The following is a 23,849-nucleotide window of genomic DNA, read 5'->3' as shown; positions in this document are numbered from 1 at the left end:
CTTAGAGGACGTCCGAAAGGAAACCCTGAAGGCGTTCCGTTTGCGGATTGGTGAATAGTTGCTCCGGAGGCCCGGATTCAACCACCACTCCAGCGTCCATGAACGTCACGATGTCCGAGACGTTGCGGGAGAATCCCATTTCGTGGGTTACCACCACCATGGTCATGCCTCCCTGGGCCAGATCCGTCATGAGCGCGAGGACACCCTTGACGAGTTCCGGGTCCAGCGCGGAGGTGGCTTCGTCAAAGAACATGACCTCAGGCTTCATGGCTAGAGCGCGGGCGATCGCCACACGCTGCTGCTGTCCCCCTGAAAGATTGGCCGGACGCGAGTCGGCTTTGTGCTTCAACCCGACCAGGTCAAGCTGGGCCAAGGCCTCGTCGCGGGCCTGTTCCTTGGACATGCCACGGAGTTTGCGCAGTGCCAGCGAGATATTCTCAGCAACCGTCTTATGTGGAAAAAGGTTGAACTGCTGGAAGACCATGCCGATGCGGCGACGCAGTTCGTCCGGGTTGTCCTTGAGGACCGAACGTCCATCCAGCAGGATGTCGCCCTGATCCGGCTCGATGAGGCGGTTCATCACACGGAGCAGCGTTGACTTGCCCGAACCTGACGGGCCGATCACGGAGGCCGTGGTGCCCTTCTCGACGTGCAGGTCGATGCCCCGCAACACGTGGTTGCTGCCGAACGACAAGTGGATGTTTTTCGCCGTCAACGTCCCTGATGCGAATTCACTCATGCCTGCGCTCCTTTTCCTACGACGGCCGCTGCCTCGTCCGGTTCCTTCTTCTCGGGGCGTCCAGCGCGCATGCGGGCGTCAATGAAGTTGACGAAGTGCGTGAGCGGGATGGTCAACGCCAGGTAGAAGATGGCTGCTGCCACGTAGGGGGACAGGTTGCCGCTGTTGGCAGCTGCATCCTTACCGATCTGAAAGATTTCACGCTCTGTTGCCAGGAGGCCAAGCATGAAGACCAGCGACGATTCCTTGATCAATGCGATGAACTGGTTGACCAAGGCCGGAAGTACTCGGCGGATGCCTTGGGGTACCACCACAAGGCGCATGGACGAGCCGTAGCTGAAGCCCAACGCACGCGTGGCCTCCAACTGGCCCTTGTCGACGCTCTGAATGCCGGAACGGAAGATCTCGCCGATGTACGCGCCGGACATCAAGGACAGCGCCGCGATGGCCATGGGGTAGGGGCTGGTGGAGCCCGTCAGTTCGCGAATAATCGGGCCAAAGCCGAAACCGATCACCAGGATGGTCAGCACCGGAGGGAGCCCGCGGAGAATGTCTGTGTAAATGCGGGCTACCCACCGTGCTGCTGCGTTCCGGGAAATCCCCATCAGGGCAAGCAGCATCCCGAGGGCGGTCCCGATGATGCCTGAGACGACAGCCAGAACGATGGTGTTGGGCAGGCCCACGGCGAACATCTTGGGGATGACTTCGCCCATTGCCTCCCAGTCAAAGAAGGTCTGGGCTAGTTGATTGAGGATATCCATGGAACGCCTTGGTTACTTGGCGGGCAGCTGGACGGCCTTGCTGCCCGGCTTCCAGCCCTGGGGAGTCTGCTCAGCGGCAGTCGGACGGTCCTTGTACCACTCGGCCGTGAGCTTGGCCCAGGTGCCGTCGGCAATGACCGCGTCCAAGCCGGAGTTCAGGGCGTCGATCAGCGGCTGGTTGTCCTTGTTCACGGCGTAAGCGGTGAAGTTCTGGGTGTTGACAACCTTCTCGGCGATTTTGGTGTTGTCGCCGTCTTTGACCTGGCCTTCGGCCTGCTGCGAAGGAGCAACCCACGCGTCGATCTGGCCGTTCTTTACGTTGCCGTAGACCGTGTTGTAGTCAGGGAAACGGACAGGTTCGATCTTGAGGGTGTTCGTCATGTAGTCATCCTGGACGGTGCCCTGGACAACGCCGATGCGGAGGCCTTCCTTGACGTCGGCGAAGCCGGTGACTTTGGAGTCGCTCTTGGTCACGATGGCCATGTAGCCAAAGTCGTAGCCATTGGTGAAGCCGACCGTCTTGCGGCGGGCGTCCGTGGTGGAGATCGAGGAGGATCCGACGTCGAACTGCTTGTTGCCCACCTGGGACAGGAGCGCTGAGAAGTCAGTGGACGCAAACTCGACCTTGAGCCCAAGCTTGTCACCAATGGCGCGCAGGAGTTCGTTGTCATAGCCGGTGAATTTACCGGAAGGATCAATAAAGATATTCGGCGGGGCGTCGGAAAGGGTGCCCACGCGCAGGGTGCCGTCGGTGATGAGGCCCAGCTTGGACTTGTCGATCTTGTCCAGCGCCGTAACGTCAGCGGTGGTAAAAGTGTCCAGCGACTTCTGGTCGCTACCGGCCAGGGCATCGGTGGGGGAGCCGCTGGGCTCGGAGGTTCCTCCGCCGCATGCTGCCAGGGAAATCACCAAGGCTGCGGCCACGGGGGCAACAGACAGCCACTTAGGGGCTTTGAATTTCATGAAGAAATCACTTTCATCGGGTCACGGAGACGTTTCGCGGTGGGCGGGGAATGCGGCAGCAATACGAAGGTTGGCTGCCCTAGCAGACTTCAACCCGCCAAACTTAATTATGTCACCAGCCATCTAAGGTGCGGTGAATCGAAGAAATGGTTGCCTACACTCGATTAAGCCGAAGAAAATTCCCGTCAGTGGCTCTTCGGGGTCCAGACTATTCCGGCGGCAGAGCCTCGGGTGGAATCTGCGGGCGGCCACCCCTGAAAATGTGGATCCCGAAATTGCTGTGACTTGTGTCGCAAAAACGGGCAGTCGCCTGTTCCCGGGGCTAGAAGCCGCCCCGGCTTGCATCTTCGGGGGGAAGGACCGGCCACTCGCCCTCGATAACCGCTGTGGGCTTACTGCGCCGCAAGTACTGCTGGAAATCAGCGGCCTGGGATGCAGCCCAGTCTACTTGTAGCTGGTGCAGCGTGGACGCCGGCATCTGCAACTTGGGGAATTTGCCGGCCATGGCATCCAGCACACGGAGCGTAGCGAGAGCGTCCGCAGCGGAAGTATGCGCGTTCGTCAGGTCCACGCCGTATTCCTCGCACAAAGCGGTAAGGGTGCGCTTTCCCTTGCGGTACCGGTCCACCTGCTTGTTCATCACATAGGGGTCCAGCACGGGGAAGCGGCTGAGCTGGGGAACGCCGTAGCGGGCGGACTCGGCCGCCAATACGGTGAAATCGTAGCTGGCGTTGAAAGCAATGACGGGAGTGCCGTCGTCGAACAGTCCCTGGAGTACCCCAGCCACCTCGCGTGTAACCTCTGCGGCCGGTCGGCCTTCTGCACGGGCTTTCTCTGTGGTGACGCCGTGCACTTCGCTGGCTTCGAGCGGGATTTCAACACCGGGATCTGCCAACCACTCGTGCTCTGCGACGAGTTCTCCGCGGGCATCCACGACGGTGATGGAAGCGGTGACGATCCGTGCTGACCGTGAGTTTTTCCCGGTGGTCTCGAGGTCGAATGCGGCGCGGGAGAGGGTGTTCCAGGAGCTCATGTCTTCAAGCTACCGGCTGGGTCCGACACTATTCGGGCACGACACTCCTGCCGTTACGCTGAACACATGCGGATGGAGTATGTGACGGCGGTCCTGGCCGTTGTGGACCTTGTTCCATCGGGTTCGGCGGTTTCCTACGGTGACGTCGCAGAGCTTTTGGGAGCCGGTGGGCCGCGGCAGGTCGGCGCAGTGATGAGCCGTTATGGCAGTTCGGTCGCCTGGTGGCGGGTCCTTCGGGCCAGCGGGGAAGCGCCTCCAGGTCACGAAGTTGCCGCCCTGCAGCACTACTTGGAGGAAGCTACCCCGCTGCATGGCGCATACGAGGCCTTCCTGAGGACGGGCGAAGGCCGTTGGCGCGTCGACCTGACTGCGGCCCGATGGACGCCTACCGACTCCGACTTCGACCAACTGGATGTGATCTCGGACCAGTTGGAGCGTCAACTCCATAAATTGTCGGTGCCCGATGATGAAATGACTGTGTGACCGCGACTCCTGCCAAAACCCGCCAAGCACCGGCAGCCCTCCGCCTGCTCCCGCCGCGTGAGACCCACTACGCGGCTCCTGTCTTGTCTCCGGACCAGAGCGCAGTCGTTTCCCTCACCCAGGGGAGCGGCCCTGTCCTCGTGCCCGGGGGGCCGGGAACGGGTAAATCAACAGTGTTGGTGGAATCCGCCGTCCGCCGCGTCCGTGAGGACGGCTTGGACCCGGAACAGGTCCTCGTTCTTGCTCCCGGGCGCCACGCCGCTGCAGCCTTGCGTGACACCTTCACAGGACGGCTGGACCGCAGTCTCAGTACGACGCCGGCACGTACCTGGGCTTCCTACGCCTTCGACGTTATCCGGCGGGCAAAGGCGGAAGGAATATTGCCTCTGACACGGCCGCCGAAGCTTCTGTCGGGCCCGGAGCAGGACCTCATCATCAAGGAGTTGCTGGAAGGCCACTCCCGTCCGGGATCCCAGCTGCCTTGGCCGGAGGATCTCGCAGCGGCACTTCCTACCCGCGGCTTCCGTCACGAGATCCGGCAGTTGTTCGACCGCATCATCGAATCGGGGCGTACCGCAGAGGACCTGGTTGGGCTGGCTTACGAATGCGGACGGCCTGATTGGATGGCGGCCGCCGAACTGTACAGCGAGTACCGGGATGTCTTGGACCTCCGCATGCCTGAGGCCTTTGACCCTGCTGGCATCATCACCACAGCGCGACAGATCTTCCAAGACTCGCCGGCCTTTCTGGCTGCCGAGCGGGAACGACTCCAACTCATCCTCGTGGACGACGCCCAGGAATCGAATCCTGCCGTGTTCGAGCTCCTTGCCGACATCGGCGAGGGCAAAGACGTCGTGGTCACCTACTCACCGGATACCGTCGTGCAAGGCTTCCGCGGTGCACGCCCGGACCTGGTGTCAGAGTTGCCGACACTGCTGGGCGGCTCACAGCAAAAGGTTCTCGAACGCCCACTGTCGATTACCCACAGGCACGTGCCCGAGGTAGCTGAGGCGTGGATCCGGGTCGCGAGCCACATCTCGCAGCGCTCGGGTGGCCAGTTGGCAAGGCAAATGGAACAACCACAATATCCGCAGGGCATGCATTCCGCATCTGCCCGGGATGGTCGGGTGGAGGGCCATGTGCTGCCGTCAGCGGTCCACGAGTTGAGATATGTTGCACAACGCATCCTCGAAGCTCAACTACGGGAGTCGCGGGAGTTCAGCGACATCGCGGTGATCGTCCGGAACGGCGGTCAAATTTCCCAGTTACAGCGTTACCTGAGCGGCCAAGGAATACCGGTACGTGTTCCAGTGGCAGACTCGGCTGTCCGCGATGAGGTTGCGGTGCGTCCGCTGCTTGAGGCCTTTGCCATTGTGCTGGACCCGGCAAAGCTGACGCCGGAAACTGCCGTTTCCCTCCTAACCTCCCGCATCGGCGGAGCCACGGCCGTTGAACTGCGCAGGCTGCGCCAGTCCCTGCGCCGCGAGGAACTACTGGGAGGTGGTGGCCGCTCCAGTGACGCTTTGCTGATCGAGGCCCTGCTTCAGCCCGGGGCTCTGGCATCGCTGGGCATTGAAGGCAGTTCTGCCCGTAGGCTCGCCCGTATGATCGCAGCCGGTACCGCGGCGGCTGCGGAACCCGGTGCCAACGCGGAATCTGTCCTGTGGGCTTTGTGGCACGCTACCGGCCTGTCTTCCCGCTGGGCAGAAATGGCACTTGAAGGAGGCAACGCGGGGGCGCGTGCCGATCGGGACCTTGACGCGATGATGGCGCTGTTCCATACGGCGGAACGCTTCGTGGACCAACTGCCCGGTTCCGGTCCCGAACAGTTCCTGGACTACTTGTTGAACCAGGAGCTTCCAATGGACACGCTTGCTGCACGAGCACAGCTGGAGGCCTGCGTGGAGATCATGACTCCAGCAAGCGCGGCTGGGCGGGAATGGCCGGTGGTGATCGTCGCGGGGCTCCAGGAAGGCGTATGGCCCAACACCCGGTTACGTGGTGAGTTACTGGGCAGCACTGTCTATGCCGACGCAGTGGAGCATGGAGTGGACTACGCCCTTCGGCGTGGGCCCCTGAGCAGGCTCCGGGACATTCGTTACGACGAACTCAGGAGTTTTTCAACCGCCGTATCCCGGGCCCGTGAAGTATTGATCTGCACCGCGGTGTCTTCTGAGGATGAGCAACCCTCGGCTTTTCTGGACTACGTGGTTCCCCTGGAGACCGGTGAGTACAAGCGTGATTACACCCCTGTTGACCGACCCATGACGTTGAGGGCACTGGTTGCGGAACTACGGCAGCACGTTCAGGCGGAAGACGCCGGTAGCGGTGGCGCCCGCAGCGCGGAAGAGGCCGCCCGGATATTGGCCAGGCTCGCCAGCACGGACCCACCCGTTCCGGGTGCACACCCGGACACATGGTGGGGTTTGGCGGCGCTGAGCTCCCAGGAAGCCGTGGTGCCACCGGGCGGTACCGTCTCCGTCTCGCCTTCCAAAGTGGAGGCCGTACATAAGTCGCCGTTGGACTGGTTCGTCCAAGCAGCCGGAGGGGAGGCTGCCACCGACTTCGCACGCAGCCTTGGCACCTTGGTCCATAGCATCGCCCAGGAGCTCCCCGATGCTTCAGGAGCCGAGTACGTGGCTGAGCTCGTACGCCGCTGGCCCACTTTGGGCATGAAGGACAACTGGGAAGGGAAGCTCGATTTCCAGCGGGCAGAACTGATGGTCCGGAAGTTGGCCCAGTACGTGCTCATCATGCGCGCCGATGGAAGAAGCTTGCTGGCAGTGGAGCACGACTTTGAAGTTCAACTGCCTGATGTGAACGTGGATGCCGGCGGTGTCAGTGCTCCTCATGCTCCTGAAGAGGAAACCACGCGCCATGCGGTACTACGCGGTCAGGTGGATCGCCTGGAGATAGATTCGGAAGGCCGGCTTGTAATCGTGGACCTCAAGACCGGTAAGCGCCAACCCGGCAAAGCCGAGGTTGCCATGCACCCACAACTGGGTGCCTACCAGGCCGCTGTCCTCAAAGGCGCCTTCCGGGACGCCGGAGCCGGAGACGAAACGCCAGACGTCGGTTCCCTTGCGGCGTCTACGAACGGCTCTGTCCCCGGCGGAGCCGTGCTGGCCCAACTCGGGACCAAGACCAAGAGCCCTGCGGTACAGCAGCAGGATGCGTTGGATCCCGCGGACAACTGGGCCGAGGGGCTGGTGAATGAGGCGGCAGCGCTGATGGCCGGTGCGACGTTCGAAGCACGGCACGACCCCGGTAAGGGAGGGCATGGCGGCCATGGATGCCGTCTACCGGACGTTTGCCCGTTGTGCGCCAGAGGAAAGCAGGTCACCGAATGACAACCGAGCTCCTGGATGGCCATGCCTCCAGCACCCTGGGCGTGGAGGCAGTTCCCGAGCCCAGGTTCTCTCCTTCTGAGCTGGCCAACATCCTTGGTGAGAAGAACCACCCTACGCCTGAGCAGGCCGCCATCATTGCCTCGCCTCTCTCTCCCCGCTTGGTGATAGCCGGGGCAGGTTCAGGTAAGACGGCCACCATGGCGGACCGCGTGGTGTGGCTGGTGGCCAACGGATGGGTGCGCCCTGAAGAAGTCCTCGGCGTGACGTTCACCCGAAAGGCTGCCGGCGAATTGGCGAGCCGGATACGGTCCAAACTGGCCACCCTCCAGCGGATAGCGTCGGCGGACGACGGCAGCCTGGGTTTCCCGGAGGGACTTCTCGGCGCAGACGACCTCGAGCCCAAAGTGTCTACCTACCACTCCTATGCAAGCGGCATCGTGTCTGACTACGGCCTGCGGTTGGGCATCGAGCGGGACGTCGTCTTGTTGGGAGGTGCACAGTCCTGGCAGCTGGCCAGCGAAGTTGTGGAAGCATATGACGGCGACTACGAGCACTTCACTGCCGCCAAGTCCACGCTCGTCAATGCCGTCATACAGCTGGCCGGGGAGTGTGCAGAGCACCTTCAGGATCCCGGGGAAGTACGGGAATGGGTTCTGGAACGCGTTCACGCCTTTGAGCAGCTTCCCTACGTAGCGGGCGCCAAAAAGAATCCAACGCAGGCCGCAGGAGAACTTGCGGCCATGCTCAGGACACGCGCCAGCGTTGCCGACATGGTGGTCCGCTACCAGGAAGCGAAGCGTCAGCGCGGTGTCCTTGATTTTGGCGACCTCGTGGCGCTCGCAGCCCGAATTGCGAGCGATATTCCGCTCGCTGCCACCACTGAACGCGCCCGGTACAAAGTGGTACTCCTGGATGAATTCCAGGACACCTCCCACGCACAGCTTGTTCTGTTCTCCCGTCTCTTCGGTCAAGGCCACGCAGTTACTGCGGTGGGCGACCCCAACCAATCGATATACGGCTTCCGAGGCGCTTCCGCGGGCCAGCTCTTCCATTTTGTGCAGGAGTTTCCTGTCCTCCAGACGGACCTGTCCGGCCACGCCGAATCCTATTCCGTTGCCCCTACCTCCTATCTGACCACCGCCTGGCGGAACGGCAGGAACATCCTCCGGGCCGCCAACACCATCGCAGCGCCCTTAAACAGGTCGGCGGCACTGGACGGTCCGGCTGGGGAGAGGGAAACGGCCAGTAATGTCTCAGTCCCCGCGTTGGTTCCAAGCCCGGGTGCGGTGGATGGAAGTGTGGTGATCGGTCGCTTCGGCACGGATGAAGACGAAGCCGCAGTGATAGCCCGCGATGTCCGTCGCTTCCAACTGACTGTTTTCGAAGAAGAGAAGGATGGCACTCCGGTCAAACCCACCATGGCGGTTCTCTGCCGCCGGCGGGCGCAGATGGAGTGCCTCCGCCGCGAGTTCGAGCTCCAGGGGATTCCCTACGAGATTGTGGGACTTGGCGGCCTGCTGGACACGCCGGAGATCGTGGATCTGGTGGCGACCTTGCGCGTCCTGGCCGATCCAGGACGTTCCGATGCCCTGATGAGGTTGTTGGCCGGGGCGCGGTGGAGGATTGGTCCGGCGGACTTGATGGCCTTCAGCGACTGGTCCCGCTTCCTGGCTCGCCGGCGGTCGGCTCCGGAAACCCAGTCGGAATCCTTTGATGACAACGAAGAACCGTCGGGGACCGTAATTGAAAGCGATATCACAGATGCCGCAAGCCTCGTGGAGGCCCTTGACTTCCTTCCTCGTCCAGGCTGGACGTCCGGTCATGGGAGGAGCCTGAGCGCTACTGCCCTGAATCGGCTGACCCACCTTGCTTCGGAGCTGCGCTCGCTGAGGAGCTACATCGGCGACGACCTCACCACACTCCTTGGCGAAGTGGAACGTGCGATGCTCCTGGATATCGAAGTGGCGGCCAAGCCTGGAATCAGCATCCATCAGGCGCGCCGCAACCTGGATGCTTTCCAGGATGCGGCGGCCGGTTTCCTGCAGACGTCGCAGCGCATTGACCTGCTGGCTTTCTTGTCGTGGCTGGAGGCTGCGGCCTCGGAGGAAGGGGGCTTGGATGTAGCCCCCGTCGAGGCGAATCGGGAAGCGGTGCAATTGCTGACCGTCCACGCTTCGAAAGGCTTGGAATGGGACGTTGTTTTTGTCCCGGGCCTTAACGCTGGTTCGTTCCCCAGCAACAGGGATTCGAGATGGAGCACCGGCGCCGCGGCTTTGCCGTGGCCCTTGCGGGGCGATCGCGCCGACCTTCCCCAGTGGGATCTCGATCAGCCTGACCAAAAGGGATGGTTGGACGCCGAGAAGGACTTCAAATCCGAGGTCCAGCATCACGGTGAGGCCGAAGAGAGGAGGCTAGCCTACGTCGCTTACACACGGGCGAAGTTCGTCCTGTGGGCTTCCAGCGCTGCCTGGAATGGCTCTCGATCGGGGATGGCCGGCATGTCGGCCTTCCTCTCCGAACTGGCGCCGCTTGCCGGAGTTGCTGGAGAGGACAGTGACGCCGGCCAGCCGCAGTCGGTCGACAGTGCACAGTCCGCCGTCAGTGCGGTGGTCCATGCGGAATCGGTGGCCGAAGAGGCCTTGCCTCAGGAAAGCCCCTTGACCGTACTGCTCGAGGTTGCCCAATTTCCCTATGACCCCTTGGAAGGGCCGTCAGACCCACGGAACGGCGCCCGGCTGAGGCTGACTCCGGGCAGGCGGCTTGCAATGGATCGCGCCGCCGCCATGGTCCGTGGATATATCGAGGAACCCTGCCCGGCCCCTTCAGATGAATTGATCGGTGCCGCGGGGAAATGGTCCCAGGAGGCCGAACTACTGCTGGATCGCCAACGGCAACTCAAGACCATCCAGGACGTCCACCTGCCCAGCCACGTATCTGCCTCCCTCTTCGTTGACCTGGGCGCTGACCCTGCCGCTGTCCTGTCCCAGCTGCGCAGGCCCGTTCCCCGCGAACCGGGTATCTCAGCGCGCAAAGGTACGGCATTCCATGCATGGGTCGAGGAGTACTTTGGCACAACCGGCATGCTGGACCTTGATGAAGCGCCGGGCTCGGATTCCCATATCGACGAGGCCTACGGCTTGGATGACATGGTGGCGGCCTTCAAGCAGTCTGAGTGGGCCCAGCGCGCCCCGGCTTTCGTCGAAGTACCTGTGGAAACGCGGATTGGCGACGTCGTGGTCCGAGGGCGCATCGACGCCGTGTTCCGTGATGCTGACGGCAGCTGGCAACTCATAGACTGGAAAACCGGGCGACGTCCCGCAGGTCGGCAGCTGGCGACCCGGGCGGTGCAGCTGGCCGTTTACAGGCTGGCTTGGGCGCGACTAAAGGGTGTACCCCTGGAGGACGTCAGTGCCGCGTTCTACTATGTGGCCGACGACGCCGTTGTGCGTCCGCACGATCTTGGCAGCGCCGAGGAACTGGAGCTGATAGTGGCGAAGGCGTTGAAGAACAGCGGGGATCTGTAGGGACGCCCTGGAACCCGGGAAGGAGCTGGGTTCCGGGTTCTAGGAACGTTCGGCCGCGTGAAGCGGCGTGACGCTGACAACACTGATAGCGGCAGTGGAAGTGTCGTCGTGTGATGTCGTGCCGGGGCCGCTTTCTTCGGAGCTCTCTGAATCTTCGGCGTCGGGAATCGCCGCCACACTGACTGCAGGCTTGTCGGCCCGTGAATCCGTTGCTCTCAGCTGAGCGGCCTCGTGCTGAGCAGCTTCGTTCCCGGCGGCCTCGTCCTCAGCGGCTTGGGCAGCTTCTTCGTCGCGACGCACTTGCTCGTCGATGTCATCGGCAAGTGCCTGGAGCATGGACTCTGCTTCTGCCGTCATGCTCTGGTGCCCTGCCGCCATTGCCTTGACCAGATATTGGGCAAGGGCGAACTCGGCCAGCAGTGCGGCCCGACGCAGAAGGTGTGTGTCTGGAATCTCGCGGCGTGCTTGGGTGTAGTGGCTCAAAACGGCCTCAACAAACGAGGCTTCATTGGATGCCACCAACCAGGCGAAGTCGTCTGCAGGATCACCGATCCGGAGATCGGTCCAACCCGTCAGGGCGGTCACCGTGTCATCCTGCACCATCAGGTTGTCTTCATGAAGGTCGCCGTGGACCACTGAGGGATTGAAACGCCATAGGGCAACGTCTTCGAGGGCGTGCTCCCAACGACGCAGCAGGGTGGCCGGAATCTTCCCGGTGGTTGCCGCTTGGTCCAGTTCATTGAGTTTGCGTTGCCGGAACTCATTGGCTGAGTAACTGGGCAGGTCCGCATTGGTGACCAGGGTCAGTGGCAAGTCATGAATGGCTGCCAGGGCTGCGCCGACTTCCTTGGCCAAGGCGGGACTTCCGGCCGACAGTTCGTCGATGGAGAGCATGGAGCCTTGCAGATGGGCGTACACGAACGTCGTCAATGCACCTTGCCTCACCGTGCCGGCAATGGTGGGCACATGAAAAGGCAGTTCAGCGCGGATGGCGGGCGCGAAGGCCCGCAGGACCATAAACTCGGTTTCCAGCCGGGTGCTGGCTTCCGGATGGCGCGGTGAACGGACTCGCCAGCGTTTGCCTTCCGCGTCCAGCAGCAACGCCGAGTCGAAGTCGGCGTCGTCGTCGGGGGAAAAGGCTGCGGCCGTTGGCGACAGGCCGGGCACCGCCGCTGTTGCTACGGCGGCCAGTTCGAGCGGTGTTCTTCTCACGTTCTCAACGGTAGATTGAGTGCGGCCCGTGGCCATGATGCAGTGCGGCGAGTCTTCAGATCCGCAGCAAATGCGCCGGAAATGTGGAGCAAAACATGGCTTAAGTGCGCAAGAGGGCATCCTATGGGGTGGTGTCCACAACAGGGGACCTTTCCAAATGTTCTTTGTCGGTGCTAGTCAGTACGGTAGATACATGAGTCAAACGGAGTCCTCGGCGCTTGCCAATCACCTGATGGAGACTGTTCTTCCCGTCCGTCCTGCCATGGTGGATCGCGGCTCGGGCGTGCGTATGAAGCCGGGCATGATTGAGGATCTCATCGCCTCCGGCACCGCCAAGGCCATGGTTATTTCGCAGCGCAAAGCGTTGGTGACTGCTGACGGCCTGTGGTTCGGAGACGCTGCGCCGCTCTGGAACGCTCTCAATGGGTCGGAGGCCGGCGCTGTTGCTGCCATCTACTTGGGCAGCACGTTGACATCGTCCTCCTTGCCGGAGGGTACGTCCGTTGTGCTGTTCACAGTGTCTGAACCGCCAGCGCCCGGCACCGCCACGGTTCCGTTGGATGCTTCGTGGGCAGGTTTTCGGGATGTCGCGGCGCGCCTTGACGCCAAGGACACCGCCTTGTTCATCGAGGCCAGCGCAATCTCCAACTGGCATGCAACCCACACACATTGCCCGCAGTGCGGCACGCCCACGGACATCGAGGCCGGCGGCTGGGTCAGGCGTTGTCCCAAGGACAACTCAGAGCATTACCCGCGGACGGACCCCGCGATCATTGTCACGGTGGTTGGCCCGGATGGTCGGCTCCTGCTCGGCGGCGGAGGGCCCGTCGACGCCAAAAATTACTCCACGCTGGCAGGATTCGTTGAGCCCGGTGAATCGCTGGAGCAGGCTGTCGTGCGGGAAATCGGGGAAGAAGTTGGTGTCCGCGTGACGGCCTGCCAGTATCTCGGTTCGCAGTCTTGGCCGTTCCCCGCTTCCCTGATGTTGGGATTCACGGCAAGGACAGACGACACCGTAGCCCGGCCCGACGGCGTAGAGGTCACCCGGGCACGGTGGTTCAGCCGTGAGGAGCTGCAGGAAGCGGTGTTGAGCGGTGAAATCACCATCTCAACGCGCCTGTCCATCGCACGTTCATTGATCGAGCATTGGTATGGCGGCGTCATCGAAGACCTGCAGCCGTGACTGAAGGGATTTTCGACGGCGGTGGCTCACTTGAGGAGCGCATCCTCGGTGGGCTGGACGAAGAACAGCGGGAAGTAGCCAGTACCTTGGCGGGTCCCATGTGCGTCCTCGCAGGGGCAGGCACGGGAAAGACACGCGCCATCACCCATCGCATTGCTTACGGCGTTCACTCAGGGGTATACAGTCCCCAGAGGCTGCTGGCCGTGACTTTTACTGCCCGGGCCGCAGCTGAGATGCGCAGCAGGCTTCGGGACCTTGGCGTCGCCAACGTTCAGGCCCGCACCTTCCACGCGGCCGCCTTGAGGCAATTGCAGTTCTTTTGGCCCCAGGCAATTGGCGGTACGTTGCCCAATCTGCTGGACCACAAAGCCAACATGATCGCCGAGGCCTCCCGCAGGCTTCGCCTCAGCACTGACCGTGCATCCATCAGGGACCTGGCAGCCGAGATTGAGTGGGCCAAGGTGTCCATGCTGACGCCCGCTAACTACCTGGAGAATGCACAAGGTCGTGGAACTCCCGGGGGGTTCGACCTCACGGCGGTCTCCCGGGTGTTCCAAGCCTATGAGGACATCAAAACAGACCGCAACGTCATCGATTTCGAAGACGTGCTGCTCATCACTGTGGGGATCCTCCAGGAGGACCCCAAAGTGGCGGCAACAGTCCGCGAGCAATACCGCCATTTCGTGGTGGACGAGTACCAGGACGTTTCACCCCTGCAACAGCGGCTTTTGGATTTGTGGCTCGGCGGCAGGAACGAGTTGTGCGTGGTGGGCGATGCAAGCCAAACCATCTACTCCTTTACCGGAGCCTCACCCAAACATCTTCTGGAGTTCAAAGCTCAATTCCCAGGAGCGACCGTCGTCAAGCTCATTCGTGACTATAGGTCAACCCCACAAGTGGTGAAGTTGGCCAACGACCTCTTAGGCTCCCGCCGAAGCGGTGGCCCGGTGGCAGATGCCGCGTGGGCTTCGCCCCTCAAGCTCGTCGCCCAGCGGCCCTCTGGTCCGGAACCGCGGTTCATGGAGTGCCCGGACGACGAAGCCGAGGCAGCTGTGGTGGCAGGCAGAATTCAGGAGCTGCTCAACAGTGGTGTCAGAGCCAGTGAGATCGCCATTCTGTTCCGCACCAACGGCCAATCTGAAGCGTACGAGCAAGCCCTGGCCTCTGCCGGGATTGGCTACCAGCTCCGTGGCGGCGAGCGGTTCTTCGCACGCAAGGAAGTCCGCGATGCGATCCTCCAGTTGCGCGCGGCAACCCGCGCCGTGGCGGAGGGTCCCCAGGAATCCCTGGGCCAGATCGTGCGGGACATCGTTGCCTCACTTGGTTATACGGAGGCCGCCCCCCACAACGGGGGAGCACTGCGTGAGCGTTGGGAATCCTTGGCAGCCCTTGTCGCCTTGGCGGATGAGCTTGCTGCAAGCCGCGGGGAGTCCTTCACCTTGGCTGAATTCGTCAACGAGCTTCAAGAGCGCTCGGTCGCGCAACACGCACCTACTGTTCAAGGTGTCACTCTTGCTTCCCTCCACGCCGCCAAGGGCTTGGAATGGGATGCCGTGTTCCTGGTGGGTCTCAGCGAGGGCCTGATGCCCATTTCGTTCGCAGATACCCCCGAGGACGTGGACGAAGAACGCAGGCTGCTTTATGTCGGAATCACCCGGGCAAGGGAGCACCTGAATCTTTCCTGGTCCACAGCCCGAACACCGGGTGGCCGGGCCAACCGCAAGCCCTCACGATTCCTTGACGGACTTCGCCCCAATTCCGTGGCTTCCGCTAACGCGCGCAGCAAGACAGGTCCCACGCGGCGCAAAGCTGCCGCCCCGGCGTCGTGCAAGGTATGCGGAAGCATGCTCGCAAGTGGAGCCGAACGGAAGGTGGGACGTTGCAACCAGTGCCCGCCCACCTACGAGGAACAGACCTTCGATGCGTTAAGGCAGTGGCGCAGGGACGAGGCCCAATCGGCCGACGTCCCGGCGTATGTAGTCTTCACGGACGCTACGCTGACGGCCATCGCGGAGGCTAAGCCTTCATCGCTTGAGGAACTGGCCGGTCTGGCGGGAATCGGCCCATCCAAGCTCGAACGCTACGGCGAAGCTGTACTGGCAGTGCTCGCTGAGAGCAGTGAACTCTGATGACCCGATCTTCCTCCGACACCGGCATCCCGCACATCACCGACGACGGCGCTCCCGTTGTGGTGCGGAGATCAGCCAGACGGCGGCGAACCGTCGCCGCTTTCTGGGAAGACGGAAACGCCGTGGTGGCCATTCCTGCCAGCTTCACCAAGTCCCAGGAACAGGAGTGGGTCCGGCGGATGCTGGTTAAGCTGAAGAAGCAGGGGGAGCGGCAAACGGGTGCTGGCAGGCGTCGTCCTGCCACGGACCAAGCCCTAGCCAAGCATGCCGAGCACCTTTCAAAAACGTACCTCGGGGGGCGGGCGGTCCCGACGTCGGTCCGCTGGGTAGCCAACCAGAACTCCCGGTGGGGATCGGCAACTCCTGCGGATGGCACTATCCGGCTGTCCAACAAGCTTCAGACCATGCCTCAATGGGTGATTGACTACGTCCTGGTTCACGAGCTCGCACACCTGCTGGTGGCGGGGCACAATGCCGAATTCTGGAAATTGGTCGAGGGGTACCCCGAGACGCAGCGGGCAAAGGCCTTCCTGGAAGGTGTCGCCTTTGCTACGTCCCGGGGACTACCGGCAGATTCAAGCCCCGAGGATCCAGGCGATTCGGCTGTGGACCCGACTGAGGAAGGACGTCAAAGCTAGTCGCACAGCTTCTCTTAACCGCGCAGCTTCTCTTAGCCGCAGCTGTCCCTAACTGCACTTGTACTAAATAGCGCAACGGCCGCCATCGAGATGGCGGCCGTTGCGCTGTGTTTCAGACTAGGCCCGCTTACTTGCTCGGTGCCTCGGGGTCGGTGTCGTCCGTTGCCGCTTCGTCACCGGAATTGTCCTCCGCTGAGTCTTCCTTGGAATCTAAGGCTTCAGCTTCATCGGCCTTGGTGGAGTCGTAGCCGCCGCTCAGGAGCTTCTGCAGGGCGTCATCAACTTCGCTGTCACTTGCTTCGGCCAGGCGCCGACGTTCGGAGAAGCCCTTGGGATCGTCGAGGTCCTCACCGGTGGGCAAGAGATCCGGGTGGTGCCAGATCGCGTCGCGTCCGGCGATGCCCCTTTCTTCCTTCAGGGTTGCCCACAGTGTTGCTGCTTCCCGGAGCCTGCGGGGACGAAGTTCCAGGCCGACGAGGGACGAGAACGCGTGCTCGGCCGGTCCGCCTGTGGCACGACGACGACGCACGGTTTCGCGCAGTGCGGTGGCTGATGGCAGCATCTTGTCGGTTGCTTCGGCGGTGAGCTCGTCTACCCAGCCCTCCACCAAGGCGAGAGCCGTTTCGAGCTTCTCCAACGCGGCCGTCTGGACCGGCGTGCGTTCCGGTGTGAAGACTCCCTGCGACAATGCTTCCTGGATACCCTCGGGGTTGCTTGGGTCGAGGTCGCGGGCGAGGTCTTCAATGCGCGACATGTCAATGTGAATGCCGCGGGCATATGCCTCGATAGCTCCGAGGAGGTGGCCACGCAACCACGGGACCTGGACAAACAGCCGCGCGTGGGCGGCTTCACGGACGGCAAGGAAGAGCCGAACGTCGTTCTCGGGGAGGCTCAGGCCTTCCCCGAACTTGGCTACGTTTGCCGGCAGCAGTGCCATTTCCAGGTCTGCCAGGGGGACACCGATGTCGGTGGAGCTGACAACCTCGGCTGAGAGTGCGCCGATTGCCTGTCCCAGTTGCATGCCGAAGATCGCTCCGCCCATGTTCTGCAGCATGGACGAGGCACCGCCCATCATGGACTTCATTTCTTCGGGCATTTGCTGGGTGAGGGCGTTGGACAAGGCATTGGCGATGCTGTTGGCCACGGGCTCAGTCAGGCGCTTCCACGTCCCCAGGGTCGCTTCAACCCATTCGGCCCTAGACCATGCCCTACCAATCAGGCCTGTTGCCGAGAGATCAGTAACCGGGTCCAGCCAGAGTTCTGCGAGCCTGAGGGCTTCGTCGATCTCCTTGGCCTGTTGGGCATTGACCGAGGGATCGCTGCCGGCAGCGGCGACACGCCGTGCATTCTCGTGGGCGAGCTGCCAATTCACGGGACCTTCAGAGGTAGAACTCATCATCGCCTGTACCTGCGCGAACATTTGCTGAAGGAGCTGCGGATCGTTGGGTAGGCCTGCTGCCTTGGCCAGCTCAGCGGGATCGATGTTGCCCATGTCCTGGCCGCCCATCAGGTTCTGGAGCATTTCTGCCAGCGGATCCTTGGGGGTTTCGTCGTCGTTGGACGGATTGTTGGGGTTGGAAGTCATGGTGCCGCCGATCGTCGAACTGGCTGGTGATCTCTTTCACCGTACCGCGCGGCCGGAAGGCTGTCTGCCCGGAGGCGGTGCCGTTCGCTGTAGGCAAAGCAGTCCTGCAACGTCAGACCGCGTAGTGTTGATGTTTGGTATGTGCCGCCGCCGCCTTCGGCGGCAGGAGCCATGGATCCGGTCACGCAAATGCCGGCATAGAGAGGCCTCAATGCTTACTTCGCCCAGCCCCGAGGGCTCATTGGACCCGCGTCAAACGCCCGACGCCGATTCCACCTCCACGCCGCCGGCGCCGCCCCGTGACGGTCGCTACATGATCATGGTGGTCTCGGGTCTCCTCGCACTCGGCCTCGGCATCGGGGCGGCAGCGTTGCCGGTTCCCTATGTCATAGAGTCAGCGGGTCCTACCTTCAACACCCTGGGCAAGGACGGCGACAAGCCTGTCATCAGCATTTCCGGCCGTGAGTCATTTCCAGCGAACGGCAACCTTGACCTGACCACCGTGGTCATGACCGGCGGTCCTAAGAGTCCGGCCACCATCTTTGATGTCTTCCGCGCCTGGTTGGATCCCTCCAGGGCCATTTATCCCGAAGAGCTCATCTATCCCAAGGGCACCACCGCCGAGCAGACAGTGCAACAAGGCGAGATTGCCATGGAAACATCGCAGGAGAACGCGGTGGCCGCAGCCTTGCGAGAGCTCGAGATCCCCTTTGAGCAGCGTCTCAACGTCGCAGGTCTGTCAGACCCTTCGCCATCCGCCGGGAAGATCCAGGAAGGTGACCGGCTGGCCTCTATCAACGGCAAGGCAATCACGTCCATGAGCGTGGTCCAATCCGAACTGGCCGCTGGCGCAGGTGCCCCGGTCGTCGTCGGCCTGGACAGGAACGGCACCTCGGTATCCGAAACGATAACCCCCACCAAGAACCAGGCGGATCGTTACGTTCTGGGTGTGCTGTTGGCTAGCGATTTCACGTTTCCGTTCGACGTCAGCATTTCCTTGGACAATGTTGGCGGACCCAGCGCAGGAATGATGTTTGCCTTGGGGATAGTGGACAATCTCACGCCGGGGGACCTCACTGGCGGCAAACACGTTGCGGGTACGGGCACGATCACCGCCGATGGCGCCGTGGGCCCCATCGGGGGCATTGCCCAAAAGATGATCGGCGCCCGTCACCAGGGTGCCACCATGTTCCTGGCGCCGGCATCCAACTGTGCCGACGTCGTGGGCCACGTTCCGGACGGGCTTCAGGTTGTCAAAGTGGAAACTCTGGCCGACGCCACCTCTGCCGTAGAGCGGCTCGGATCCGGTCAGGACACGGGGAGCCTTCCCACCTGCACAAACAACTAGACTGACGGTGGAACTTAGCTTCACCGCCACTCGTGGCATAGATGACGGCCCCTGCCACATCCCAGCGGCAGGGAAAGTCAACACGCGCACACCGACTGTTCACTGACACCAATGAGGTACAGAGTTTGTCCCGTCCCGCCAGCTCCAACCCGCCCGGAAGATCACCGCTGAGACGAGGTGCCCTGACGCCGACACTCATTGTCGTGGCAGTGGCCGTCGTAGGATTCATTTTCTTCGCCAATGTGTGGACTGACGTCCTGTGGTACCAGCAGCTTGGCTTTTTCGAAGTTTATATCCGCGAAAACCTCGCCAGGATCATTACGTTCCTCATAGGTTTCGCGATGATGTTTGCCGCTGTCTTCTTCGCCATCAGGATCGCCTACCGCTCCCGGCCCGTCTACGCTCCGGATGCTGAGGCGCGGGACAACCTCAACCGTTACCAGGCACAGCTTGAGCCTGTCCGCCGGGTTGTCATGATCGGCCTGCCCATCCTGTTCGGGCTCTTTGCCGGCAGTGCGGCAGCCAGCCAGTGGCAAAAGGCCCTGTTGTTCTTCAACCAGGAGCCGTTCGGACAGAGCGACCCGTTGTTCAACATGGATATCAGCTTCTACCTGATGACGCTGCCGTTCCTCGGTTTCGTCACCGGCTTCCTGATCAGCATCGCCGTTGTTGCCGGTATTGCAGGCATCCTGACGCACTACCTCTACGGCAGCATCCGTCTCATGGAACGCGGTATCTTTACGAGTCGGGCAGCGCAGATCCATATTGCCGTCACCGGCGCTCTTTTCCTGGTCCTGCTGGGGATTAACTTCTGGCTGGACAGATACACAACTGTCCAGAGCAACTCGGGCCGTTGGGCCGGCGCCCTTTACACGGATGTTAACGCCGTTGTACCCACCAAGGCGATCCTTGCGGTGGCCGCGGGCCTCGTTGCCATCCTGTTCATCATTGCCGCGATCATTGGTCGCTGGCGCCTTCCGGTGATTGGTACGGCGATGTTGGTTATCACGGCCATTCTGGCCGGCGGTGTTTATCCGTGGGTTATTCAGCAGTTCCAGGTTCGTCCGTCGGAGAACACCTTGGAAAAGGAGTTCATTGATCGAAATATCAAGATGACCCGGGCTGCATACGGTCTGGATAAGATCAATGTGTCGGCCTACAACGCCACTACCACGGCGACTACCGGTGCCTTGGCAGCGGACGCGCAGACTACTGCCAATATTCGCCTCCTTGACCCGAACCTGATTTCCTCGGCGTTTGCTCAGCTTGAGCAGTACCGCCCGTATTACCAGTTCCCGCAAACCCTGAATGTTGACCGCTACATGGTTGACGGCAAAGTCCAGGACACCGTGATCGCGGTTCGTGAACTGAACCCGGACGGCCTGAGCGCCAACCAGCAGACGTGGGTTAACAGGCACATCGTTTACACCCATGGCTATGGTGTGGTGGCAGCGAAGGGCAACAAGTTCACGGCCGATGGCAAGCCGGAGTTCCTGCAGTCGGGCATTCCATCCAATGGCGTTCTGGGTAACGATGCTTCTTACGAGCCGCGGATTTACTTCGGCGAGAACTCACCTGAATACTCCATCGTGGGAGCTCCGGATGGTGCCCCCAACCGCGAGCAGGACCGGCCTGCGGGCCGTGAAGGCGGCGGCGAAACACAGTACACCTTCAGCGGTAACGGTGGACCGAACGTTGGCAACTGGCTCAACAGAATTCTCTACTCCATCAAGTTCCAGTCTTCTGACCTACTGCTCTCGGACGGCGTGAACGCGGAATCCCAGATTCTCTACGAACGCAATCCGCGAGAACGCGTTGAGAAGCTCGCCCCGTACCTGACAGTTGACGGCAACGCCTACCCGGCAGTGGTGGACGGCCGCGTCAAGTGGATTGTTGATGGTTACACCACCAGCCAGTACTTCCCGTACTCCCAGCCTCAACAACTGCAGAACGCCACGGCCGATTCCCAAACCAGCGCAGGGCGCACAGTAGCCTTGCCGAACAGCTCGGTGAACTACATCCGGAATTCGGTCAAGGCAACCGTGGATGCCTACGACGGCTCGGTGAATCTCTATGCATGGGATGATCAGGACCCCATCCTGAAGGCTTGGCAGAAGGTCTTCCCCACAGTTATCAAGCCGTACTCGGAAATGTCCGGGGACCTCATGAGCCACGTTCGCTACCCCGAAGACCTCTTCAAGGTTCAGCGTGAGCTTCTCGGCCGTTACCACGTGACAGATCCGGACAGCTTCTATCAGAACAATGATGCTTGGAGCGTTCCGAACGATCCCACCGTTTCCGAGGCAGTCAAGCAGCCTCCGTTCTATATGTCACTCCAGATGCCTGACCAGGAGAAGCCGGCCTTCCAGCTGACCTCATCGTTCATTCCGCAGACTGTCAACGGCAGTGCGAGGAACATTTTGTATGGATTCCTTGCAGCTGACTCTGATGCCGGAAACGAGAAAGGAGTCAAGGCCGATAGTTACGGAAAGCTGCGGCTCCTTGAGCTGCCAACCGACACCCAGGTGCCGGGTCCGGGCCAGGCGCAGAACAAGTTCAACTCCGATCCCACGGTGTCCCAGGCGTTGAACCTTCTGCGTCAGGGTGCATCAGATGTGCTGAACGGTAACCTGTTGACTCTTCCCGTGGGCGGCGGTCTGCTCTACGTGCAACCCGTCTACCTGAAGTCCACAGGTGAGACGTCGTACCCCACATTGCAGCGTGTGCTGGTTGCCTTCGGTGACAAGATCGGCTTCGCGCCCACCCTTGACGAGGCACTGAACCAGTTGTTCGGCGGAGACTCCGGCGCTTCTGCCGGGGATGTCGCAAACAATGGCCAGACGCCAACGGCGCCTCCAGGCACTACTACACCGCCGGCTGGCCCCACCGATGCCAAGGCCGAACTCAAGGCAGCTCTGGATGAGGCCAACAAGGCCATTCAGGATGGCCAGGCCGCTCTGGCTAAGGGTGACTTCGCCGGCTACGGAGCGCAGCAGACCAAGTTGTCTGACGCACTGAAGAAGGCGATCGACGCCCAGGCCCGCTTGGACGCCACTCCGGCACCAACAGCGACGCCGGGAGCTACTCCCACTGCTACGCCGTCTCCTTCACCAAGCAGCTAGTTCTGTAGGTGGTTGAAGGCCGGTGCCTGCTTCCTTCCGGGGGCGGGCACCGGCCTTTTTAGTTGGCGAGACGCACATCACGTCGCCACGATTTGGTCTGCCATTCACCGGACGGTAATGTTGTTCTTGCGACGCGGGGTGGAGCAGTTCGGTAGCTCGCTGGGCTCATAACCCAGAGGTCACAGGTTCAAATCCTGTCCCCGCAACTGGAGAAAAGGTCCGGATCAGTAAACACTGATCCGGCCTTTTGTTTTGCCCGGAAACCCCTAGCCGGCATTTCCGAGTCCAACCTTCTCTCACTTCCCGCGGGCTTGAGCCCAACGCTCGCTCACTTCGCTGGGGCTTGAGCCCAGCGCTCGCTCACTTCCCTGGGGCTTGAGCCCAGCGCTCGCTCACTTCCCTGGGGCTTGAGCCCAACGCTCGCTCACTTCCCTGGGGCTTGAGCCCGGCCCTCTCTCACCTCCGGCGGGCTTGAGCCCCACGCTCGCTCACTTCGCTGGGGCTTGAGCCCGGCCCTGTCTCACCTCCCGTGGGCTTGAGCCCAGCGCTCGGAGGGCGTTGGCAGGCCGATGCAGAAGCTCCTGTTGGCTGTGGGCCAAGGTGGCTGCGAAGTGATTAGGCTTGGGGTAGTGATCTGCGGCACCTTGGGTGCCATATGGTCAGAAGCACCCTTGAGGGTGCGGTAGAGTTGTTCTTGCGACGCGGGGTGGAGCAGTTCGGTAGCTCGCTGGGCTCATAACCCAGAGGTCACAGGTTCAAATCCTGTCCCCGCAACTGGAGAAGAGATCCGGATCAGTGATAACTGATCCGGATCTTCTGTTTAAGTGCGCACCGGCACACCGGTGCTAGCATCAAACCCGGATTTGCTGGGGTAAGGAACGGATGGGACGGCCCAATGGTCAACGACGACTACAAGTTAGGCCTCGAGCGTGAAGTCCTCCAGAGGGATGGCCCTGTTGCCGTGTATCAGCAGGTGGCAGACGTCCTGACAGATCAAGTCAGCCGTCTGGAACCGGGGTCGCGGATCCCCACCGAGGAGTCCCTGATGGACGCCTACGGCATTAGCCGGACCACCGTCCGGAAGGCGATCGAAACACTGGTCGTGAAGGGCCTGCTGGTCCGGAGGCAGGGCAAAGGGACGTTCGTGATGGCTCAGCGCCCCGTCAAGATGCTGAATCGTCTGGCACCGTTCATGGAGACGTTCACGGCGGCTGGCATGAAGACTGTCAAGGGACTCATCGAATACAAATGGATGGAGAAGGACAAATCGGTGCCAGCCAAGCTGGTTTCCGATGACAATCTCGTTCTGGTCATTCGCCGCTCATACTCAAGTGCCGGATGGCCCTATGCCATTGCGGAGATTTTCATACCGTCGCATATTGGCCGTCATATCAGCCTCGCGGATGCTGAACGGAACTCCATCTACCAAGTCATCCAGGACAGGACGCTGAAGCCCCTCCATCGGGCGGAAATCACCGTGACCATGCATGCGCCGCCAGAGCACCTGGCAGACGCCCTCAACGTCCGTGGGTTCGCCATGGTGCCACGTTTGGAGCGGACCACCTTGGGCCCTCATGGAGAGGTCCTAGAGTGCACTGTGACCTACTTCCACCCCAAGGGATTCGAAATCCGCGCTGAAGTGGCAACCGACGCCAGCCCCACCCAGGATTCGGCGGTTCCTTCGGCAGGTTAGGTGAAAAACGCAAAATGGGCCGGATCCCTTAGAGGATCCGGCCCATTTCTTGGTTCAGCGGTGCGTTGTGGGCAGTCCGCCCGATC

Annotated in this window: 15 protein-coding genes and 2 tRNA genes; 11 read left to right on the top strand and 6 right to left on the bottom strand. The window is 61.7% G+C overall.

Annotated elements, in window-relative coordinates; genetic code table 11:
• Position 1: 1 nt before the first annotated feature.
• The 4 genes from ACIQTW_RS03950 to ACIQTW_RS03935 all read right to left on the bottom strand — a co-directional run bounded on the left by ACIQTW_RS03950 (position 2) and on the right by ACIQTW_RS03935 (position 3,496).
• Positions 2 to 739, bottom strand: coding sequence for an amino acid ABC transporter ATP-binding protein (locus ACIQTW_RS03950; protein ID WP_017198579.1), 738 nt, complete (start codon positions 737 to 739; stop codon positions 2 to 4).
• Complete coding sequence (locus tag ACIQTW_RS03945) at positions 736 to 1,500, bottom strand: amino acid ABC transporter permease (protein WP_402933915.1); 765 nt, start codon at positions 1,498 to 1,500, stop codon at positions 736 to 738. Before ACIQTW_RS03945 ends, ACIQTW_RS03950 begins: the two co-directional genes overlap by 4 nt.
• A 12-nt stretch (positions 1,501 to 1,512) precedes the next feature.
• On the bottom strand, positions 1,513 to 2,463 hold the full coding sequence (locus tag ACIQTW_RS03940; RefSeq protein WP_402933912.1) for a transporter substrate-binding domain-containing protein: 951 nt from the start codon (positions 2,461 to 2,463) through the stop codon (positions 1,513 to 1,515).
• Between the two features lie 322 nt (positions 2,464 to 2,785).
• Positions 2,786 to 3,496 carry a 3'-5' exonuclease gene (locus ACIQTW_RS03935; protein WP_402933909.1) on the bottom strand — a complete coding sequence of 237 codons (711 nt, stop codon included), beginning with the start codon at positions 3,494 to 3,496 and terminating at the stop codon, positions 2,786 to 2,788.
• Between the two features lie 66 nt (positions 3,497 to 3,562).
• Between ACIQTW_RS03935 and ACIQTW_RS03930 the strand changes: the two genes are divergently transcribed.
• From ACIQTW_RS03930 to ACIQTW_RS03920, 3 genes are read left to right on the top strand one after another with little or no spacing between them, the layout of a single operon-like run.
• On the top strand, positions 3,563 to 3,979 hold the full coding sequence (locus ACIQTW_RS03930) for an MGMT family protein (RefSeq protein ID WP_402933906.1): 417 nt from the start codon (positions 3,563 to 3,565) through the stop codon (positions 3,977 to 3,979).
• Positions 3,976 to 7,329 carry an ATP-dependent helicase gene (locus ACIQTW_RS03925; protein WP_402933903.1) on the top strand — a complete coding sequence of 1,118 codons (3,354 nt, stop codon included), beginning with the start codon at positions 3,976 to 3,978 and terminating at the stop codon, positions 7,327 to 7,329. Before ACIQTW_RS03930 ends, ACIQTW_RS03925 begins: the two co-directional genes overlap by 4 nt.
• Complete coding sequence (locus tag ACIQTW_RS03920; RefSeq protein ID WP_402933900.1) at positions 7,326 to 10,853, top strand: ATP-dependent helicase; 3,528 nt, start codon at positions 7,326 to 7,328, stop codon at positions 10,851 to 10,853. The genes ACIQTW_RS03925 and ACIQTW_RS03920 overlap by 4 nt, the downstream gene beginning before the upstream one ends.
• Positions 10,854 to 10,892: 39 nt before the next feature.
• Here the strand turns inward: ACIQTW_RS03920 and ACIQTW_RS03915 are convergent, their stop codons facing one another.
• Positions 10,893 to 12,065, bottom strand: coding sequence for a macrolide 2'-phosphotransferase (locus tag ACIQTW_RS03915; protein WP_402933898.1), 1,173 nt, complete (start codon positions 12,063 to 12,065; stop codon positions 10,893 to 10,895).
• A gap of 193 nt (positions 12,066 to 12,258) precedes the next feature.
• Between ACIQTW_RS03915 and nudC the strand changes: the two genes are divergently transcribed.
• The 3 genes from nudC to ACIQTW_RS03900 are packed head-to-tail and all read left to right on the top strand — an operon-like array spanning position 12,259 to position 16,015.
• Positions 12,259 to 13,248 (top strand): NAD(+) diphosphatase, encoded by a 990-nt coding sequence (nudC, locus tag ACIQTW_RS03910; RefSeq protein ID WP_402933895.1) that lies wholly within the window; start codon positions 12,259 to 12,261, stop codon positions 13,246 to 13,248.
• Positions 13,245 to 15,377 carry an ATP-dependent DNA helicase UvrD2 gene (locus ACIQTW_RS03905; RefSeq protein WP_402933892.1) on the top strand — a complete coding sequence of 711 codons (2,133 nt, stop codon included), beginning with the start codon at positions 13,245 to 13,247 and terminating at the stop codon, positions 15,375 to 15,377. Before nudC ends, ACIQTW_RS03905 begins: the two co-directional genes overlap by 4 nt.
• On the top strand, positions 15,377 to 16,015 hold the full coding sequence (locus tag ACIQTW_RS03900; protein WP_402933889.1) for a M48 family metallopeptidase: 639 nt from the start codon (positions 15,377 to 15,379) through the stop codon (positions 16,013 to 16,015). The genes ACIQTW_RS03905 and ACIQTW_RS03900 overlap by 1 nt, the downstream gene beginning before the upstream one ends.
• 127 nt (positions 16,016 to 16,142) lie before the next feature.
• On the opposite strand, the gene ACIQTW_RS03895 is transcribed toward ACIQTW_RS03900, so the two are convergent.
• Positions 16,143 to 17,600, bottom strand: a complete 1,458-nt coding sequence (locus ACIQTW_RS03895; RefSeq protein ID WP_402933886.1) for a zinc-dependent metalloprotease — start codon at positions 17,598 to 17,600, stop codon at positions 16,143 to 16,145.
• Between the two features lie 211 nt (positions 17,601 to 17,811).
• Here ACIQTW_RS03895 and ACIQTW_RS03890 point away from each other — a divergent pair, with 211 nt between their 5' ends.
• From ACIQTW_RS03890 to ACIQTW_RS03870, 5 genes are all read left to right on the top strand, one after another.
• Complete coding sequence (locus tag ACIQTW_RS03890; protein ID WP_402933884.1) at positions 17,812 to 18,948, top strand: PDZ domain-containing protein; 1,137 nt, start codon at positions 17,812 to 17,814, stop codon at positions 18,946 to 18,948.
• Positions 18,949 to 18,989: 41 nt separating this feature from the next.
• Complete coding sequence (locus ACIQTW_RS03885) at positions 18,990 to 22,070, top strand: UPF0182 family protein (RefSeq protein ID WP_402933881.1); 3,081 nt, start codon at positions 18,990 to 18,992, stop codon at positions 22,068 to 22,070.
• A gap of 132 nt (positions 22,071 to 22,202) precedes the next feature.
• A tRNA-Met gene (locus ACIQTW_RS03880) sits at positions 22,203 to 22,276 on the top strand.
• Positions 22,277 to 22,770: 494 nt separating this feature from the next.
• Positions 22,771 to 22,844 (top strand) — tRNA-Met (locus ACIQTW_RS03875).
• Positions 22,845 to 22,965: 121 nt separating this feature from the next.
• On the top strand, positions 22,966 to 23,763 hold the full coding sequence (locus tag ACIQTW_RS03870; RefSeq protein WP_402933879.1) for a GntR family transcriptional regulator: 798 nt from the start codon (positions 22,966 to 22,968) through the stop codon (positions 23,761 to 23,763).
• Positions 23,764 to 23,849: the final 86 nt, after the last annotated feature.

Origin of the sequence: Paenarthrobacter sp. NPDC090517 (assembly GCF_044769165.1) — a bacterium.
Lineage (GTDB): Bacteria > Actinomycetota > Actinomycetes > Actinomycetales > Micrococcaceae > Arthrobacter.
The sequence above is the reverse complement of the archived record's forward strand: the minus strand, read 5'-3'. Positions and strand labels throughout refer to the sequence as shown.

What these genes read in the sequence shown, in the direction of transcription:
- ACIQTW_RS03935 (WP_402933909.1), bottom strand. Translation starts at nt 3,496, where the DNA reads ATGAGCTCCTGGAACACCCTCTCCCGCGCCGCATTCGACCTCGAGACC.
- nudC (WP_402933895.1), top strand. Translation starts at nt 12,259, where the DNA reads ATGAGTCAAACGGAGTCCTCGGCGCTTGCCAATCACCTGATGGAGACT.
- ACIQTW_RS03895 (WP_402933886.1), bottom strand. Translation starts at nt 17,600, where the DNA reads ATGACTTCCAACCCCAACAATCCGTCCAACGACGACGAAACCCCCAAG.
- ACIQTW_RS03900 (WP_402933889.1), top strand. Translation starts at nt 15,377, where the DNA reads ATGACCCGATCTTCCTCCGACACCGGCATCCCGCACATCACCGACGAC.
- ACIQTW_RS03940 (WP_402933912.1), bottom strand. Translation starts at nt 2,463, where the DNA reads ATGAAATTCAAAGCCCCTAAGTGGCTGTCTGTTGCCCCCGTGGCCGCA.
- ACIQTW_RS03920 (WP_402933900.1), top strand. Translation starts at nt 7,326, where the DNA reads ATGACAACCGAGCTCCTGGATGGCCATGCCTCCAGCACCCTGGGCGTG.
- ACIQTW_RS03890 (WP_402933884.1), top strand. Translation starts at nt 17,812, where the DNA reads ATGCTTACTTCGCCCAGCCCCGAGGGCTCATTGGACCCGCGTCAAACG.
- ACIQTW_RS03870 (WP_402933879.1), top strand. Translation starts at nt 22,966, where the DNA reads ATGGTCAACGACGACTACAAGTTAGGCCTCGAGCGTGAAGTCCTCCAG.
- ACIQTW_RS03885 (WP_402933881.1), top strand. Translation starts at nt 18,990, where the DNA reads ATGACGGCCCCTGCCACATCCCAGCGGCAGGGAAAGTCAACACGCGCA.
- ACIQTW_RS03945 (WP_402933915.1), bottom strand. Translation starts at nt 1,500, where the DNA reads ATGGATATCCTCAATCAACTAGCCCAGACCTTCTTTGACTGGGAGGCA.
- ACIQTW_RS03950 (WP_017198579.1), bottom strand. Translation starts at nt 739, where the DNA reads ATGAGTGAATTCGCATCAGGGACGTTGACGGCGAAAAACATCCACTTG.
- ACIQTW_RS03930 (WP_402933906.1), top strand. Translation starts at nt 3,563, where the DNA reads ATGCGGATGGAGTATGTGACGGCGGTCCTGGCCGTTGTGGACCTTGTT.